Genomic DNA, 16,742 nt, shown 5'->3' with positions numbered 1-16,742 from the left:
CGGCGGAATCGTCCGCCGGGATCGTGGCGCTGTCGTGAGCGAGAATGGTCCGGACCTCTTCGTCGACGGGCTGGGCACTTTTTCTGTCCTGCTAGCCATCATGCCCCGCTGGGGCCTAGATTGGATAGTACCTATTCGAAGAACGTTGCTCGACCGGACGGAAGGACTGCACACGCCATGGAGCGGGAACGGATCCTCGGGTGCATGCGCGGCGGGCTCGTCGTGTCGTGCCAGGCGCCCGCCGGGAGCCCCCTGCGCGACCCCGCGATCACGGCAGTGATCGCCCGCGCTGTCCTCCTCGGCGGAGCTGTCGGCCTCCGCGTCAACGGGCCCGAGGACGTCGCCGCGGTGCGCGCGGTCACCGACGTCCCCGTCATCGGCCTCCACAAGGTCGAGGGCGGCCCGCGCCCCTTCATCACGCCGACCGCCGACCTTGCGGCAGGGCTCGTCGCGGCGGGCGCCGACGTCGTCGCCCTCGACGCGTCGGCGCAGGTCCACGGTCCGCGGCTCGCGGGCTTCGGCGCGATCGTGGCTGAGATCGACGTCCCCGTCATGGCGGACGTCTCGACCCTCGACGAGGGTCTGCGGGCCGCCGAGCTCGGCGCGACGTTCATCGGCACGACCCTCTCGGGCTACACGCCCGAGTCGCTTCCCGCGCCCGACGGTCCTGACCTCGAGCTCGTCGCCGCGCTCGCCGCCGAGGGGCTCCTCGTCGTCGCCGAGGGCCGCATCCGCACGCCCGAGGACGTCGAGGCTGCCTTCGACGCGGGCGCGACCTCCGTCGTCGTCGGCGGAGCGATCACAGACCCGCTCCTCACCGCCCGCCGCTTCACGGCCGCGACCCCGCAGGCGCACGCCGCAGCGGGAGCCCCTGCATGACGGCCCTGACGATCGGCGTCGACCTCGGCGGAACGAAGATCGCCGGCGCCCTCGTCGCGCCCGACGGCGCGATCGTCGGCGACGTCGTCCGCGTCCCGACGCCCGCGGCCGACGGCGGCGAGGCTGTCCTCGCCGCGATCCTCGGCGTCGTCGCGCACCTCCGCCGCACGCACGGCAGCGTCGACGCGGTCGGCGTCGCGGCCGCCGGCGTCATCGACACCGAGGGTCGTGTCGTGAGCGCGACCGACCTTCTGCCCGGCTGGGCGGGAACGCCCGTCTCGCAGCGTGTCGCAGAGGCGACGGGGCTGCCCGCCGCCACGCTCAACGACGTCCACGCGGCCGCCCTCGGCGAGGCGACGCACGGCGCGGGCCGCGGAGCGGGCGTCATGCTCCTCGCAGCGGTCGGCACGGGGGTCGGCGGCGGCGTCGTCCGTGACGGGCGCGTCGTCCTGGGCCGGGCGGGCGTTGCCGGCTCCGTCGGGCACGTCGTCGTGCCGGAGGCCGCAGGGCACATGTGCTCGTGCGGGGTCGTCGGGCACGCCGAGGCGGTCGCGAGCGGTCCCGCGCTCGAACGCCTCCACGTCGCCGCGGGCGGCGACGCCGTCCCGCTGCGCCGCGTCGCCGAGCTCGCCGCGGCGGGCGACCCGCGCGCCGCCGCGATCGTCGCCGGCGGTGCGCGCGCTCTCGGCCGAGCCCTCGCGGGCGCCGTGAGCGTCCTCGACCCCGACGTCGTCGTCGTGGGCGGCGGCGTCGCCCAGATCGGAACCACCTACCTCGACGCGGTCGCTGCGGCGCTGCGCGAGGACCTCATGCCCGCGGTCCGCGACGTCCCTGTCGTCCCGGCCGCGCTCGGCACGGAGGCCCCCATCGTCGGGGCAGCCGTCGCCACCCGGAGGGACAGCGGCGCGTGAGAACGAGGGGTCGCCGTCCACGGCTCCTCGCTCTTGCGCGCCGCCTGTCCCTGGGCGGCGGGCGTCGGTCGACCGCGTCCCCGGAACGTCTCGTCGTGCCTCACGCACGCCCTTCGTCTCGGAGGGCGTGCCGCGACCTGCAGAGCCCGGCGACCGGGCGTGCGGCCCGGCGCGCCGTGGCCACGGTACTGTCGTCGCGGAACGAAAGGGGGCCGTCGTGGCTCGGGTGACGATCGCGGACATCGCGCGCAAGGCCGGTGTCTCGACCGGCGCGGTCTCGTACGCGCTCAACAACCGCCCCGGCGTCTCGGAGGAGACCCGCGCACGGATCCTGCGCGTCGCGAGCGAGATGGGCTGGGCGCCGAGCGCCGCGGCGCGGTCGCTGTCGGGCGCGAAGACAGAGACCGTCGGCCTCGTCCTCGCGCGCCACCCCTCGACGCTCGGCGTCGAGTCCTTCTACATGCAGTTCATCGCGGGCATCGAGTCCGTGCTCACGGAGCGCAGCTACGCGCTCCTGCTCCAGGTCGTGCCGGACACGGACGCCGAGATGCGGACGTACCGGCACTGGCGCGCGGCCCGGCGCGTCGACGGCGTCATCATGGTCGACCCCCGGCCCGACGACCCGCGTGTCGAGCTGCTCTCCGGTCCGGACCAGCTCCCCGCGGTCGTCGTGGGTGACCCGTCGCTCACGGGGTCGCTCACGAGCGTGTGGACGGACGACGCCGCGGCGATGCGCGAGTGCGTGCGGTACCTGCACGCGATGGGGCACCGACGGATCGCGCGCATCGGCGGGGTGTCGCACTTCGGCCACACGACGATCCGTGACGCGGCGTTCCGGGAGGAGTGCGCGCTGCTCGGCGTCGTCGGGCTCTCGGCGGAGACCGACTACACGCCGGCCGAGGGCGCGTCGGCCACGCGGGCGCTGCTGCTCGCTCCCGAGCGGCCGACGGCGATCGTCTACGACAACGACGTCATGGCGCTCTCGGGCATGGGCGTCGCGCGTGAGATGGGTGTCGTCGTGCCCGACGACGTCTCGCTCATCGCCTGGGACGACTCGCCGCTGTGCGAGGCGACGTTCCCGCGGCTCACGGCGCTGAGCCATGACGTCACGAGCTATGGCGCGCACACGGCGCGCCGGCTCTTCGCGCGCATGGAGGGGGCCGAGCCGGGCGCGTTCCTCGACTCGACGCCCGCCCTGCGCCCGCGCGGCACGACCGCGCGTCGTCGGCGGGACTGAGCGGGCCCGTCGGGTCCGGGTCGCGTCGGGCCCTCCTCGGCGGCGTGCCCGCGTCCGTGGCTCCGCCGCGCCCTGGCGTGCCTGCCCGACCGTCCCCGACGTGTGGGATCGATCCCACTGCCGCGTGCCCGGTACATGAGGGCCCTCAGGCATATCGCCCCTGATGGCGCGCGTCGCGTCGCTTAAGCGCGTCATAAGTTGCACGCTCGTACGCGCCGTCGAGACCAAACCGTGACCAGGAACCTTTGACTTACCACGACTTAACCGCTTCACTATCGAACGAGCGCAGGTCGAGAACCGCGCACGTCAACGACGACAGATGGGAAGCACGATGGCAAGGATCCACAAGGTGGCCGCGGTCGCGGCGATCGCCGCACTGTCCCTCACCGCCTGCAGCGGGGGCGACGACGCCCCCAAGGCGACCCCGACCGCGACCGGTGCCCCCACGGGCGACATCAAGGGCACGGTCACCGTCCTCACGAACCGCACCGACCTCACGAAGACGGTCTTCCCCGCCTACGTCGCGGAGTTCCAGAAGGAGTACCCCGGCGTCGAGGTGAAGTTCGAGGCGCACACGGACTACGAGGGTGAGGTGTCCATCCGCATGGGCACCGAGCAGTACGGCGACGTCCTGCTCATCCCGAACAAGATCACCAAGGACCAGTTCCCCCAGTACTTCGAGCCCATCGGCACCGTCGACGAGGCCGCCAAGACGTACCGCTTCGTCAAGACCGAGGGCTCGCTCGACGGCACGCTCTACGGCCTCGCCATCACCGGCAACGCCTCCGGCTACGTCGTCAACACCAAGGTCATGGCCGAGGGCGGCGTGACGACGCCCCCGAAGACGCCCGAGGAGTTCCTCACCGCGCTCAAGGCGGTCAAGGACAAGACCGGCGCCGGCTACTACACGAACTACAAGGACGGCTGGCCGCTCTCGCAGTGGCAGGGCAACCAGGGCGTCATCGCCGGCCCCGACTCCGTGACGATCCGCGACTCGCAGGACGCGCCGTGGACCGAGGGCAACGAGCAGTACGCGTTCGACAGCCTCCTCTTCGACATCGTCAACCAGGGCCTGTCCGAGTCCGACCCCACGACGACCAACTGGGAGGAGTCGAAGGTCAAGCTCGCCAAGGGTGAGATCTCCTCGATGGTCCTCGGCGGCTGGGCCGTCAGCCAGATGAAGGAGGCCGCGGAGAAGAACGGCGGCTCCGCCGACGACATCGCGTTCTGGCCGCTGCCCTTCACGACCGACGGCAAGCTCCACTCCGTCGTCTCGGGCGACTACAAGATCGCCATCAACAAGCACTCGAAGAACAAGGACGCCGCCAAGGCGTGGCTCACCTGGTTCATCGACAAGTCCGGCTACGCGTTCGACCAGGGCGGCGTCTCGCCGCGCCTCGACGGCAAGACCCCCGACACCCTCAAGGCCTTCGACGAGGTCGGTGCCGAGTTCGTCGACCTCAACCCGAGCCCGACCGGTGAGGAGTCCCTCGACTCCGACATCTACAACGAGGCCGAGATCGACCTCTGGGGCGACAGCTACCGCCGCAAGCTCGTCGACATCGCGCGCGGGGCCGAGAAGGGCGACAAGGCGTCGTACTTCACGAGCCTCAACGAGAAGTGGGCCAAGGCCCGCGCCGAGTTCGCCAAGAACTGACACGACCTGCGCGGGGCCCCTCGGGGCCCCGCGCACGGCCGTCCCGTCCACACCCCTGCACCTTCCCGCACGAGAAGAGCGTCGAGCATGGCCCTCCTGACACCGAACCGAGCGCGGACGGCACCCGTCCAGACGCGTACCCGCCGCGGCTGGCGCATCACGCCGTGGCTCTTCCTCGTCGTCCCGCTCGTCCTCCTCCTGACGTTCACGTACCTGCCCGTCGCGAACATGGTCTGGTGGAGCTTCACGAGCTGGGACGGGCTCAAGCCCGAGAAGATCTTCGTCGGGTGGAAGAACTACCACCGCATCTTCACCGACCCGGACATCCTCGAGATCTTCCTCGTGAGCGCCTACTACCTCGTCGGTGCCGCGATCCAGCTCGTGCTCGCGCTCTACTTCGCCGTGATCCTCAGCTTCAGGACGCGGCTCAAGAACCTCTTCAAGGGGATCATCTTCTTCCCCTACCTCGTCAACGGCGTCGCGATCGGCATCGCGTTCCTCTTCTTCTTCCGCCCCGACGGCACGCTCGACGCGCTGCTCGCGCTGTTCGGCGTCACCGACCCGCCCACGTGGCTCGGCGACCCGTCGATCGCGAACTACTCGCTCGCGTTCACGTCGGTGTGGCGGTACATGGGACTGAACTTCGTGCTGTTCCTCGGCGCGATCCAGTCGATCCCCGAGGACGTCTACGAGGCCGCCGACCTCGACGGCGCGACGACCTGGCACAAGGTCCGGTACATCGTCATCCCGGGCATCAGCCAGATCATCGGCCTCACCGCGATCCTCGCGATCTCCGGTGCCCTGTCGGTCTTCGAGATCCCGTTCATCATGACGGGCGGCGCGAACGGGACGACGACCTTCGTCATCCGCACGATCGACCTCGCGTTCGAGTACCGCAAGCTCGGTCTCGGGTCCGCGATGGGCATCGTCCTGCTCCTGCTCGTCATCATCATCACGATCGTCCAGAGGAAGCTCGTGCCGACCGAGAAGGGGGACCTCGCATGAGCGCCCCGACCCTCACCCCTCCCAGCAGCGACGACGTGCGTGTCGAGCGCACCCTGACGCTCGGCGACCGCTTCCGTGCCGCGAGCGCGCGCAACCGCGCTCGGACGGCCCGCGTCTCGAGCCCTGCGGCGGCCGTCCTCAAGTACGTGTCGCTCGTCGTCGCGTCGCTCGTCGCGATCGTGCCGCTGCTCACGCTGCTCTTCGCGTCGTTCAAGACGAAGGCGGAGTTCGCGGCGACGGGTCCGCTCGACCCGCCGAAGAACTGGCTGAACCTCAGCAACTACTCCAAGGTCCTTCTCGAGGGCGACATGATCGTCGCCTTCGTCAACACGCTCGTCATCCTGGCCGTCGCGCTGGTGGGCACGATCCTGCTCGGCACGATGACGGCGTACGCGATCGACCGCTTCAACTTCCGCGGCCGCGGGCTCGTCATGTCGGGCTTCCTCGTCGCGTCGCTCGTCCCGGCCGTGACGACGCAGGTCGCGACGTTCAAGATCATCAACTTCCTCGGCGTGTTCAACACGCGCTGGTCGGTCATCCTGCTGTTCCTCGGGACCGACATCATCGCGATCCAGATCTTCATGCAGTTCATGCGCTCGATCTCGCGCTCGCTCGACGAGGCCGCGATGCTCGACGGCGCCAACCGGTTCCGCATCTACCGCTCGGTCATCCTGCCGCTGCTGCGCCCGGCGATCGCGACCGTGGTCATCATCAAGGGCATCGCGATCTACAACGAGTTCTACCTACCCTTCCTCTACATGCCGAGCGGTGAGCTCGGTGTCCTCTCCACCGCGCTGTTCCGCTTCAAGGGTCCGCAGGGCTCCGAGTGGGAGCTCATCGCGGCTTGTACGATTCTTGTGATCGTGCCGACGTTGGTAGCGTTCCTCGCCCTCCAGCGGCACATTTACTCAGGCCTCACCTCTGGAGCGACGAAGTGACGAACCCTCAGGTCCCCTCGACCACGACCCGGGACCTCCGTGACGGATGGACGGTGCGCGCGACCCGCGGCCCCGTGCCCTACGGCCTCGAGCTCGGCACGGTGCCCGCGACCGTGCCCGGCTCGGTCCACACCGACCTGCTCGCCGCCGGGATCATCCCGGACCCGTACCTCGACAGCAACGAGCACGTGCTCGCATGGATCGGCGCGTGCGACTGGGAGTACCGCACCACGTTCGCGTGGAGCGCGGAGGGCCACGACCGCCACGACCTCGTGCTCGAGGGCGTCGACACCGTCGCGACCGTGACGGTCAACGGTGTCGAGGTGGGCCGCACGGCCAACATGCACCGCTCCTACCGCCTCGATGCCGCGGCCGCGCTGCGCGAGGGCGACAACGAGCTCGTCGTCGCGTTCACGTCGCCCATCAGCTACGCGAACCAGCAGGCGCTCGAGCTCGGCATCCGCCCGCAGTCGGGCAACGCGCACCCGTTCTACGCCATGCGCAAGATGGCCTGCAGCTTCGGCTGGGACTGGGGCATCGCGACCGCGACGAGCGGCCTGTGGAAGCCCGCGCGGCTCGAGTCGTGGTCGACGGCCCGCCTCGCCGCGGTCCGCACCGAGGCGCTCCTGCCCGACGGCGCGACCGAGGGCGCGCGCGGCGTCGTCCGCGTGAGCGTCGACGTCGAGCGCGTCGCGGACGTGCCGCTCACGCTCACCGTCGCCGTGGGCGACGCGACGACGACGGTCGACGTCCCGGCCGGTGCGACGAGCGCGACCGCCGACGTCGAGCTCGCGTCCGTCGAGCTCTGGTGGCCCCGCACGCACGGCGCCCAGCCGCTGCACGACGTCGACGTGACGCTCGCCGCGGACGGCACGGTCGTCGACGCGGCCCACCGCAGCGTCGGCTTCCGCACGATCACCCTCGACATGACCCCGGACGAGCACGGCACGAGCTTCACGTTCGTCGTCAACGGCGAGCCCGTGTGGGTCCGCGGCGCCAACTGGATCCCCGACGACGCGTTCCCGCACCGCGTGACGCGCGAGCGCTACGTCGCCCGCGTCGGCCAGGCCGTCGACATGAACATGAACCTCCTGCGCATCTGGGGCGGCGGCCTCTACGAGACCGAGGACTTCTACGACGCGTGCGACGCTCAGGGCCTGCTCGTGTGGCAGGACTTCCCGTTCGCGTGCGCCGCCTACCCGGAGGAGGAGCCGCTGCGCTCCGAGGTCGAGGCCGAGGCGCGCGAGAACGTCGCCCGCCTGGCCCACCGCGCGAGCCTCGCGCTGTGGAACGGCTCGAACGAGAACATCTGGGGCTTCCACGACTGGGCGTGGCAGCCGCGCCTCGCCGGCGCCAGCTGGGGCCTCGGGTACTACACCGAGCTGCTCCCCGCGATCGTCGCGGAGCTCTCGCCGGGCACGGGCTACACGCCGTCGTCCCCGTGGTCGGGCACGCTCGACCTCCACCCCAACGACGCGCAGCACGGCTCCATGCACTCGTGGGAGGCCTGGAACCGCCGCCCCATGAGCGCCTACCTCAAGGACGTCCCGCGCTTCATGGCGGAGTACGGCTGGCAGGCCCCGCCGACGTGGGCGACGCTCACGCGCTCGATCCACGACGAGCCGATGTCGCCCGAGTCGCCCGGCATGGTGACGCACCAGAAGGCCGCCGACGGCAACAACAAGCTCTGGTACGGCCTGCTGCCGCACTTCGAGCTGCCCTCGGACATGGACGCGTGGCACTGGGCCATGCAGCTCAACCAGGCCCGCGCCCTGCGCACGGGCATCGGCCACCTGCGCTCGCACGCCCCCGTGTGCATGGGCTCGGTCGTCTGGCAGATCAACGACTGCTGGCCCGTGACGTCGTGGGCAGCGGTCGACGGCGACGGCCGCCCCAAGCCGCTCGCGTACGAGCTCGCGCACCAGCACGCCGACCGCCTCGTGACGGTCCAGCCCCGCGAGGACGGCCTCGTCGTCGCGGTGCACGACGACAGCCCCGAGCCGTGGTCCGGTGACCTCGTGCTGCAGCGCGTCTCCTACGACGGTGACGTGCTCGCGTCGGCCACCGTGCCCGTCGAGGTCGCGGCGCGCGGCATCGTCGTCGTGCCCGTCCCCGCGGACGTCGCGACGGCCGGTGACGCCGCCGTCGAGCTCGTCACGGCGACGCTCGGCGACGTGCGTGGCGTGCGGTTCCTCGCGGAGCCGCGCGACTCACGCCTCGCGTCGGACCCCGGTCTCACGGTCGACGCGACCGTCGCCGAGGGCCCCGACGGCTTCGTCACGACCGTGACGATCACGCCCGACGTCGTCGTCCACGACCTCGCGCTGCTCGTCGACAAGGTCCACCCGGACGCGCGCGTCGACGACATGCTCGTCACGCTGCTGCCGGGGGAGACCGCGACGTTCCGCGTCACCTCGCCCGTCGCGGTCGACGCGGCGGCGCTCACGGACCGCGCCGTCCTCAAGCACGCAGGGCAGCTCGTCCGTTCCTGAACCGGTCGCGACGGCGGCACCCCCGGGGGTGCCGCCGTCACCCCCGCACGCACCTCACCGGGACGGGCGTCCACCGTCCCGGCCGCACGACGACGAAGGGCTCACCGATGATCCCCTGGACCTCCCTGCCCACGCACCGCGCCTGGCTCGACCAGCACGTCCGCGACCTCCTCGACTTCGGGCGCGCGCACGTCGTCGCCCCGGGCGGCGGCGCCGCCTACCTCGGCGACGACGGCCAGCCCTGGACCGACCGCGGCGTCCAGACGTGGATCACGTGCCGCACCGTCCACGTGTACGCGCTCGGCGCGATGCTCGGCGTGCCGGGCTCCGCACCCGTCGCGGCCGGCGCCCTCGCGGGCCTCACCGGCCCGCTGCGGGACGCCGAGCACGGCGGCTGGTTCCACGCGCTCGACGCGCAGGGCGCGCCCGACGTCGCCTCGGGCAAGTCCTGCTACGACCACGCGTTCGTGCTCCTCGCAGCGTCGACCGCGACGCTCGCCGGGATCCCGGGGGCGCGCGAGCTGCTCGACGAGGCCTGCGCGGTCTACCTCGACAAGTTCTGGGACGAGGCCGCGGGCCGCGCGGTCGACACGTGGGACGTCACGTTCACGACGCTCGACCCGTACCGCGGCATCAACGCGAACATGCACTCCGTCGAGGCGCTCCTCGCGGTCGCCGACGCGACGGGCGACGCCGCGTGGCGACAGCGTGCCGCGAGCATCGCGCGCTTCGTCGTCGGCCTCGCGGGCGAGCACGACGGCCGCCTGCCCGAGCACTTCGGCCCCGACTGGGTCGCGGACCTCGAGCTCAACGCCGACCGCCCGGGCGACCAGTTCAAGCCGTACGGCGCGACGATCGGCCACGGCTTCGAGTGGGCGCGCCTCCTCATCCACGTCGAGAGCGCGCTCGGCCTCGCCGCCCCGGACGACCTCCTGCCCGCCGCCGTCCGGCTCTTCGAGCGGGCGACCGCCGACGGCTGGGACGCCGACGGCGCCGAGGGCTTCGTCTACACGACCGGCTGGACGGGCGAGCCCGTCGTGCGCGACCGCATGCACTGGGTCGCCGCCGAGGCCACCGCGGCCGCCGACACGCTCCACCGCCGCACGGGCGAGAACCGCTACGCGGAGCTCTACGCCCGCTGGTGGGACCACGTCGTCACGTACGTCGTCGACCACGAGAACGGATCGTGGCACCACGAGCTCTCGCCGACGCTCGAGCCCGCCGGCACGGTCTGGCCGGGCAAGCCCGACCTCTACCACGCCGTGCAGTCCGCGCTCCTGCCGCGCCTCCCGCTCGGCCCCTCGATCGCGCGCGCCGTCGCGGACGGGCAGGTGGCGTCATGACGCGCTTCCTCGTCGTCGGCGAGGCCCTCGTCGACGTCGTGCCCGGGCCGGACGGCCCGCGCGACCTGCCCGGCGGCTCGCTCGCGAACGTCGCCCTCACGCTCGGCCGCCTGGGCCGGGACGTCACGCTCGTCACCGCGCTCGCGGACGACGACCGCGGGCGGCTCGTCCGCGGCTGGCTCGAGGAGTCGAACGTCGACGTCGCGGCCCACGTCCCGTCGACCGGGCGCACGTCGTCGGCCGCCGTGACGCTCGACGCCGCAGGCGTCGCCTCCTACGAGTTCGACCTCGCGTGGGAGCTCGGTGACGTGGACGTCGCGGACGCCGACGTCCTCCACGTCGGCTCGATCGCGTTGTTCCTCGAGCCCGGCGGGACCTCCGTGCGCGACGCCGTGCGCCGCGCACGCGGCAGCGCCGTCGTCGGCATCGACCCGAACATCCGGCCCGCTCTCGTCCGCGACGGCGACGCCGTGCGCGCACGCGTCGAGGAGATCGTCGCGCTCGCCGACGTCGTCAAGGTGTCCGACGAGGACCTCGCCTGGTTCGCACCCGGCGTCCACCCCCTCGACGTCGCCCGCCGCTGGTCGGAGTGGGGCGCGGGGCTCGTCGTCGTCACGCGCGGCGGCGACGGCGCCTGGCTCCTCCGCCACGACGGCACGCTCCTCGAGGTGCCCGGCCGGCGCGTCGACGTCGTCGACACCGTCGGCGCGGGCGACACGTTCATGGGGGCGCTGCTCGACGCGCTCGCGACGCGTGGCGTCGCCGGCGCCTCGGGGGCGGCACGCCTGCGGACCCTGTCCGACGCGGCCCTCCTCACCGCGGCCCGCGCCGCGGCGGCGGCCGCCTCCGTCACCGTCTCCCGTGCGGGCGCCAACCCGCCCACGCGCGCCGAGCTGCGCGACGTCCTCGGCCCCGTCGCCCCCGTGCCCTTCGCCGGCGCGCCGTGCACGGGCATGACCTGGGGCTGGACGGGCGTCCGCGGCACCTGGACCGGACCTGCCGCAGAGCGGTCGATGGACGAGCTCACGACGCTCGGCGTCGACTGGGTCGCCGTCGCGTTCACCGCCCAGCAGGCCACGGCGCAGTCGACCGAGATCCCCTTCGGCGACGAGCCCACCGTGACCGACGACGAGGTGCGCGCCGCGATCCGCGCCGCCAAGGAGCGCGGCTGGAAGGTCTGCCTCAAGCCCGTCGTCGACTCCGCCGACGGCACGTGGCGTGCCTTCATCGGCTTCTTCGACGCCGACGTGCCCGGCGAGCCCACGTGGGCGCAGTGGTTCGCGCAGTACACCGCGTTCATCGTCCACCACGCGCGGATCGCCGCCGAGGAGGGCGTCGAGATGCTCTCCGTCGGCTGCGAGATGGTCCGCACCGAAGGCCGCGACGCCGAGTGGCGTGCCCTCGTCGCCGCGGTGCGCGAGGTCTACCCGGGCCTCGTCACCTACAACTGCGACAAGTACCAGGAGGACCGCCTCACGTGGTGGGACGCCGTCGACGTCATCTCGTCGTCCGGCTACTACCCGACCGGCACGTGGGAGCAGCACCTCGACCGCATCGAGGCCGTCGTCGAGCGCGAGGGCAAGCCCTTCGTCTTCCTCGAGGCCGGCTGCCCCAGCCGCGACACGTCGCCCGCCCGGCCCAACGACTGGGCGCTCGACGGCGCGCCGTCCGGGCAGGCGCAGGCCGACTACCTCGCCGAAATGTTCGAGGCGTGCGCGCGACGCCCCTGGGTGCAGGGCTTCTTCCTGTGGGACTGGCCCGCCGAGCTCTACGCACCCGAGGACGCCGCGTCGAACACCGACTACTGCATGTACGCCAAGCCGGGTGCGGACGTCGTGCGCGACGCGTACGCGGCGATGCGGGGGCGCTGAGCACACGTCGCCCCTGGGCGGCGAGGACCGAGGTCGGCGATGCATATCGGCGACCTCGGTCCGCAGCAGCGACCTCGCAGAGGCTCGGCTGGGTCGCGGGGCGCTGGGTCGGGGTCAGAGGGGGAGGTCGTCGAGGGCGACCGGGGTGCCCGGCAACGGTGCGGTCGCGCCGCTGCGCAGCCCGGCGAGCACGAGCGCGTGCGCGCGGCGGAAGGCGTTCTCCGCCGCTGCCGGGTCCAGCGGGAGCGTCCGGCTCGTCGCGGCGGCCAGGAGGACGACGTCGCCCGTCGTGACGTCGTCGCGCAGCGCCCCCTCGGCCTGCGCCGCGGCGACGAGGCCGTCGAGGACGTCGAGCACCTCGTCGATCGACGCGCGCAGCGTCGGCGAGGCCCCGTCGGGGACCCCGCGCGCGAGGTGGAGCGCGACGCGCAGGGGCGGCGACCAGCCGGTCGCCCGGACGAGCGCGTCCCACGCGGTGGGCTCGGTCGCCCGGGCCTCGCGGACGGACGTGAGCACCCGCTCGACGACGCCCTCGAGCACGGCCGCGAGGAGGTCGTCGCGCCCCGAGAAGTGTCGGTAGAGAGTTCCGGGGCCGACGCCCGCCACGCGGGCCACCTCGTCGAGCGGAGCGTCGGGCCCGTGCTCGACGAAGACGGCGGTCGCGGCCTCGAGCAGGCGTCGACGGTTGCGGCGGGCGTCCGACCGGAGCGGTCGTGCGCCGGTGGGCAGGTGGTGCGGCGCGGTCTCGGTCATGACGTGCCTCCTCGGCGGCTAGGACCTTCGACTATTATCGACGGTAACCGGAGGTTGATCTCCGGTTCTACCGCAGCGACACGAGCGGACGGACAACGGCGTCCGGCCGGGAAGAAGGTTCACGTGCTCATCAAGGACAGCGTCGTCGTCGTCACCGGGGCGGGCGACGGCATCGGACGCGAGGTCGCCCTCGCCCTGCGCTCCCGCGGAGCGCACGTCGTCGCCGCCGACCGCAACGAGGCCGGGCTCGCCCGCACCGTCGAGCTCGCCGGCCCCGACGGCCCCCGCCTCACGACCCACGTCGTCGACGTCACCGACGACGCCGCGGTCTCCCGCCTCCGCGACGAGGCCCTCGCGGCGCACGGCCACGTCGACGCCGTCGTCAACATCGCCGGCATCATCCAGCGCTTCGTCCCCGTCAAGGACCTCTCCCTCGACGAGATCCGACGCGTCATGGACGTGAACTTCTGGGGCACGGTCCGCATGACGACGACCTTCCTGCCCGACCTCCTCGAGCGACCCGCCGCCGCGATCGTCAACGTCTCGAGCATGGGGGCGCTCGCGCCCGTGCCCGGCCAGTCCGCCTACGGTGCGTCGAAGGCTGCCGTCAAGCTCTTCACCGAAGGGCTCTACGCGGAGCTCCTCGGCACGAACGTCCGCGCGACGACCGTCTTCCCCGGTGCGATCGGCACGAACATCGCGAGCAACTCCGGGGCCGCGACGCCCGGCCGCCACACCGACGCCGCGTCGGCGGGTGCCAAGGTCACCTCGCCCGCCGAGGCGGGTCGCCAGATCGCCGACGCCGTCGAAAAGGGGCCGTTCCGGGTGCTCGTCGGGCCCGACGTCCGCGGGCTCGAGAAGCTCTCGCGCCTCTCGCCCCGACGCGCGACGGAGATGATCGCGAAGAAGATGGCTGCCCTCCTCGCCTGACCCGTTCCGGCGCGGCGCCCCAGGAGGGGAACGCGCCGCGCTGCCCGTGCACTGCGAGGTCGCTGTCCTGGACCGAGGTCGCTGATGCGCAGCAGCGACCTCGGTCCAGGGCAGCGGCCTCGACGGGCGCGAGCCCTCCCAGCGGGCAGGCCTCGTGTGGGACGGTGGGGGCATGGAGCTCGACGCCACCGGGGAGATCATCGAGTGGCGCGGCCCCGCGCCGTTCCTCTTCGTGCCGCTCGACGACGACGCTGCGGACGCCGTCGCCGCCGTCGCGCGCGACTACACCTACGGCTGGGGCGCGCTCCCTGCGGAGGTGCGGCTCGGCCGCACCGTCTTCCGCACGTCGCTCTTCCCGCGCGCCGGCACCTACTACGTGCCGGTCAAGGTTGCGGTGCAGCGGGCGGAGGGCGTCGGCCTCGGCGACGTCGTCGCGGTCCACGTGCGACTGCTCGGGCCGTCGGACCGCTGAGCGCGGGTCGACGGGTGCCGGGCGGGCGGCTCAGTAGCCGACCGTGAAGCGGGCGCGACGGTGGGCGGGGTTCTCGATCTCGTCGAGGAACGCGATCGCGAAGTCCTCGCCCGAGATGAACGACTCCCCCGCGTCGTCGACGAGCAGGACGTCGTCGCCCGTACGGTACGAGCCCGTCCGCTCGCCGGGTGCGAAGCCGCCGAACCCGGCCGACGGGCTCAGCATGAACCAGTCGAGGTCCGCCGGGCCGGTGCGCAGGTCGTCGAGGATCGATCCCATCGTCAGGGCCTCGGCGTGGAACGCCTCGGGGAAGTCGGGGCCGTCCGCGACGCGGGGCCCGTCCGGGCTGACGAGGAGCGATCCGGCGCCGCCGACGACGCCGAGACGTGCCCCGGCGTCGCTCGCGCGCGCGGTGACGTCGCGGGCGACGTCCTCGAGGCGTCCGGCGAGCGGGCCGCGCGGGGCGAGCGCGTGGACGACGACGTCCGCACCCTCGGCGACCTGCGCGATCGTCGCGGGGTCGAGCGCGTCGCCGGTGCGGTAGGTGACGCCGTCGACCCGGTCCTCGGGCAGCGTGCGGCTGACGGACGTCACCTCGTGGCCGCGGGCTGCGGCCTCGCGGACGATGTGGCCTCCGGCGTAGCCGGTGCCGCCGAGCACGGTGATGCGGGTCATGGGGCGCTCCTCTGGTCTGTTCGTTGCGGCGTTCGCCGCCTAGACTCACCGTAAGAGAGTCACTCTCTGCTGGGAAGTACGCACTTCGAGGTGCGTGGAAGGACGTGGTCGACGTGACGATGTGGGACCCCTACGAGCGGGGCTGCCCCTCGCGGCTGCTCCTCGACCGCATCGGCGACCGCTGGACCGTCCTCCTCGTCGGTTCGCTCGCCGACGGCCCGCGCCGCTTCGGCGAGCTCGGCCGCGCGGTCGACGGCATCTCCCAGAAGATGCTCACCCAGACGCTCCGCTCGCTCGAGCGCGACGGCCTCGTCGGGCGCACCGTCCATCCCACGGTGCCGCCGCGCGTCGACTACGAGCTCACCGACCTCGGCCGCTCGCTCATCGAACCGATCGCCACGCTCTCCCGGTGGGCCGTCGCCCACATGGACGAGGTCGTCGACGCCCGCGACCTCTACGACGCGGGGCTGCCCGTCGCCGTCGACCACGGCCGCGTCGGGGCCGCTTCTGCGGTGCGCGTCGCTGCGGGCGGCGCGGTGCAGGTCGGGGCTCCGGCGGGAGGGGGTGTCGACGACGGGCGCACGGCACCCGTCGTCGGGCAGGTCGTCGCGGGGAGGCTGCCGTGACGAGCGACGTCCGCGAGCTCGCGGACTTCTTCGACGCCGAGGCGCGCGGCTGGGGCCGCGCCGCACCCGCAGCGCCCGGCGTGCGCGCGAGGGACGCCGACGTGCGCGCGCACCTCGCCGCGCTCCTCACCCTGCGCCCGCCGCGCTCGATGCCCCGGCACGTCGCCGACGAGCTCGACGCGCTGCTCGCCCGCGAGGCGCTCGCGCGCCCCACGACGGATGCGGCGACGCTGCCGCGCCTCGCCGCCGACGGGCCGCTCGCGTCCGTGAGCCTCTGGCAGGGCGACCTCACGGCGCTGAGGGTCGATGCCGTCGTCAACGCCGCGAACTCGGCGATGCTCGGCTGCTTCACTCCCGGCCACGCGTGCGTCGACAACGCCATCCACACCGCTGCGGGGCCGGGACTGCGAGCCGAGTGCGCAGACCTCGTCGGCGCGCAGGGCCACCCGGAGCCGACGGGCTCCGCGCAGGTCACAGGTGCCTACCACCTGCCGGCGCGGCACGTCCTGCACACCGTCGGCCCCGTCGTCCACGACGGGGCACCCACGACGGCCGACGCCGCGCTGCTGCGGTCCTGCTACCTCGCGTGCCTCGAAGCCGCGCGGCGCGGGGGCGACGCGTCGGTCGCGTTCCCCGCGATCTCCGCGGGCGCGTTCGGCTACCCGCCGTACGAGGCGGCGACGGTCGCGGTGGCGTCCGTCGTCGAGTGGTTCGATGCGCACCCGGGCGCGGGGATGCACGTCGTGCTCGTCGCGTACGACGCGCGGTCCCGTGAGACCTACGAGGACGTCCTGGCGACGCGCGCGTCGTAGGGAACCGGTCCGGCTACCCGCAAGTCCGTGCCCTACCCGCAAGTCCGTGCCCTACCCGCAAGTCCGTGCCCTACCCGCAAGTCCAGACCTGCGAGTAGGGCACAAACCCGCTGGTAGGCGACCCGGCGGTCGCCCCGCCCG

General features: G+C 72.9%; 15 protein-coding genes. 13 read left to right on the top strand and 2 right to left on the bottom strand.

Annotation, left to right across the window (positions count from 1 at the left end):
* The first annotated feature begins 177 nt into the window (after positions 1-177).
* The 9 genes from G7063_RS14445 to G7063_RS15530 all read left to right on the top strand — a co-directional run bounded on the left by G7063_RS14445 (position 178) and on the right by G7063_RS15530 (position 12,333).
* Positions 178-879 carry an N-acetylmannosamine-6-phosphate 2-epimerase gene (locus G7063_RS14445; RefSeq protein WP_166415011.1) on the top strand — a complete coding sequence of 234 codons (702 nt, stop codon included), beginning with the start codon at positions 178-180 and terminating at the stop codon, positions 877-879.
* Positions 876-1,790 (top strand): ROK family protein, encoded by a 915-nt coding sequence (locus tag G7063_RS14440; protein WP_166415010.1) that lies wholly within the window; start codon positions 876-878, stop codon positions 1,788-1,790. The genes G7063_RS14445 and G7063_RS14440 overlap by 4 nt, the downstream gene beginning before the upstream one ends.
* A 217-nt stretch (positions 1,791-2,007) precedes the next feature.
* A complete protein-coding gene (locus G7063_RS14435) occupies positions 2,008-3,027 on the top strand; it encodes a LacI family DNA-binding transcriptional regulator (RefSeq protein WP_166415009.1) in 1,020 nt (339 codons plus the stop codon).
* Between the two features lie 331 nt (positions 3,028-3,358).
* Positions 3,359-4,684, top strand: coding sequence for an ABC transporter substrate-binding protein (locus G7063_RS14430; protein WP_166415008.1), 1,326 nt, complete (start codon positions 3,359-3,361; stop codon positions 4,682-4,684).
* Between the two features lie 87 nt (positions 4,685-4,771).
* Positions 4,772-5,689, top strand: a complete 918-nt coding sequence (locus tag G7063_RS14425) for a carbohydrate ABC transporter permease (RefSeq protein WP_166415007.1) — start codon at positions 4,772-4,774, stop codon at positions 5,687-5,689.
* Positions 5,686-6,627: a carbohydrate ABC transporter permease gene (locus G7063_RS14420; protein ID WP_166415006.1), complete on the top strand. Its 942-nt coding sequence runs from the start codon at positions 5,686-5,688 to the stop codon at positions 6,625-6,627. Before G7063_RS14425 ends, G7063_RS14420 begins: the two co-directional genes overlap by 4 nt.
* Positions 6,628-6,680: 53 nt before the next feature.
* Positions 6,681-9,119 carry a glycoside hydrolase family 2 protein gene (locus G7063_RS14415; protein WP_240916119.1) on the top strand — a complete coding sequence of 813 codons (2,439 nt, stop codon included), beginning with the start codon at positions 6,681-6,683 and terminating at the stop codon, positions 9,117-9,119.
* A gap of 107 nt (positions 9,120-9,226) precedes the next feature.
* Positions 9,227-10,462: an AGE family epimerase/isomerase gene (locus tag G7063_RS14410; RefSeq protein WP_166415004.1), complete on the top strand. Its 1,236-nt coding sequence runs from the start codon at positions 9,227-9,229 to the stop codon at positions 10,460-10,462.
* Positions 10,459-12,333 carry a PfkB family carbohydrate kinase gene (locus tag G7063_RS15530; RefSeq protein WP_370520718.1) on the top strand — a complete coding sequence of 625 codons (1,875 nt, stop codon included), beginning with the start codon at positions 10,459-10,461 and terminating at the stop codon, positions 12,331-12,333. Before G7063_RS14410 ends, G7063_RS15530 begins: the two co-directional genes overlap by 4 nt.
* A gap of 114 nt (positions 12,334-12,447) precedes the next feature.
* Here G7063_RS15530 and G7063_RS14395 read toward each other — a convergent pair whose 3' ends face one another.
* Positions 12,448-13,086: a TetR/AcrR family transcriptional regulator gene (locus G7063_RS14395; protein WP_166415003.1), complete on the bottom strand. Its 639-nt coding sequence runs from the start codon at positions 13,084-13,086 to the stop codon at positions 12,448-12,450.
* A gap of 123 nt (positions 13,087-13,209) precedes the next feature.
* Here G7063_RS14395 and G7063_RS14390 point away from each other — a divergent pair, with 123 nt between their 5' ends.
* On the top strand, positions 13,210-14,016 hold the full coding sequence (locus G7063_RS14390) for an SDR family oxidoreductase (RefSeq protein ID WP_166415002.1): 807 nt from the start codon (positions 13,210-13,212) through the stop codon (positions 14,014-14,016).
* A 172-nt stretch (positions 14,017-14,188) separates the two neighbouring features.
* Complete coding sequence (locus tag G7063_RS14385) at positions 14,189-14,488, top strand: DUF1905 domain-containing protein (protein ID WP_166415001.1); 300 nt, start codon at positions 14,189-14,191, stop codon at positions 14,486-14,488.
* A gap of 30 nt (positions 14,489-14,518) precedes the next feature.
* On the opposite strand, the gene G7063_RS14380 is transcribed toward G7063_RS14385, so the two are convergent.
* Positions 14,519-15,163 carry an NAD(P)-dependent oxidoreductase gene (locus G7063_RS14380; RefSeq protein ID WP_166415000.1) on the bottom strand — a complete coding sequence of 215 codons (645 nt, stop codon included), beginning with the start codon at positions 15,161-15,163 and terminating at the stop codon, positions 14,519-14,521.
* Between the two features lie 119 nt (positions 15,164-15,282).
* Between G7063_RS14380 and G7063_RS14375 the strand changes: the two genes are divergently transcribed.
* A complete protein-coding gene (locus G7063_RS14375; protein ID WP_166415399.1) occupies positions 15,283-15,789 on the top strand; it encodes a helix-turn-helix domain-containing protein in 507 nt (168 codons plus the stop codon).
* The gene (locus G7063_RS14370; protein WP_206188165.1) at positions 15,786-16,601 is read left to right on the top strand and encodes a macro domain-containing protein; all 816 of its coding nucleotides are present in this window, start codon (positions 15,786-15,788) and stop codon (positions 16,599-16,601) included. Before G7063_RS14375 ends, G7063_RS14370 begins: the two co-directional genes overlap by 4 nt.
* Positions 16,602-16,742 lie beyond the last annotated feature (141 nt).

The organism is Sanguibacter sp. HDW7 (genome assembly GCF_011300875.1).
In the GTDB taxonomy this organism is placed as follows: domain Bacteria; phylum Actinomycetota; class Actinomycetes; order Actinomycetales; family Cellulomonadaceae; genus Flavimobilis.
This window is presented reverse-complemented; position numbering and strand designations above follow the sequence as displayed.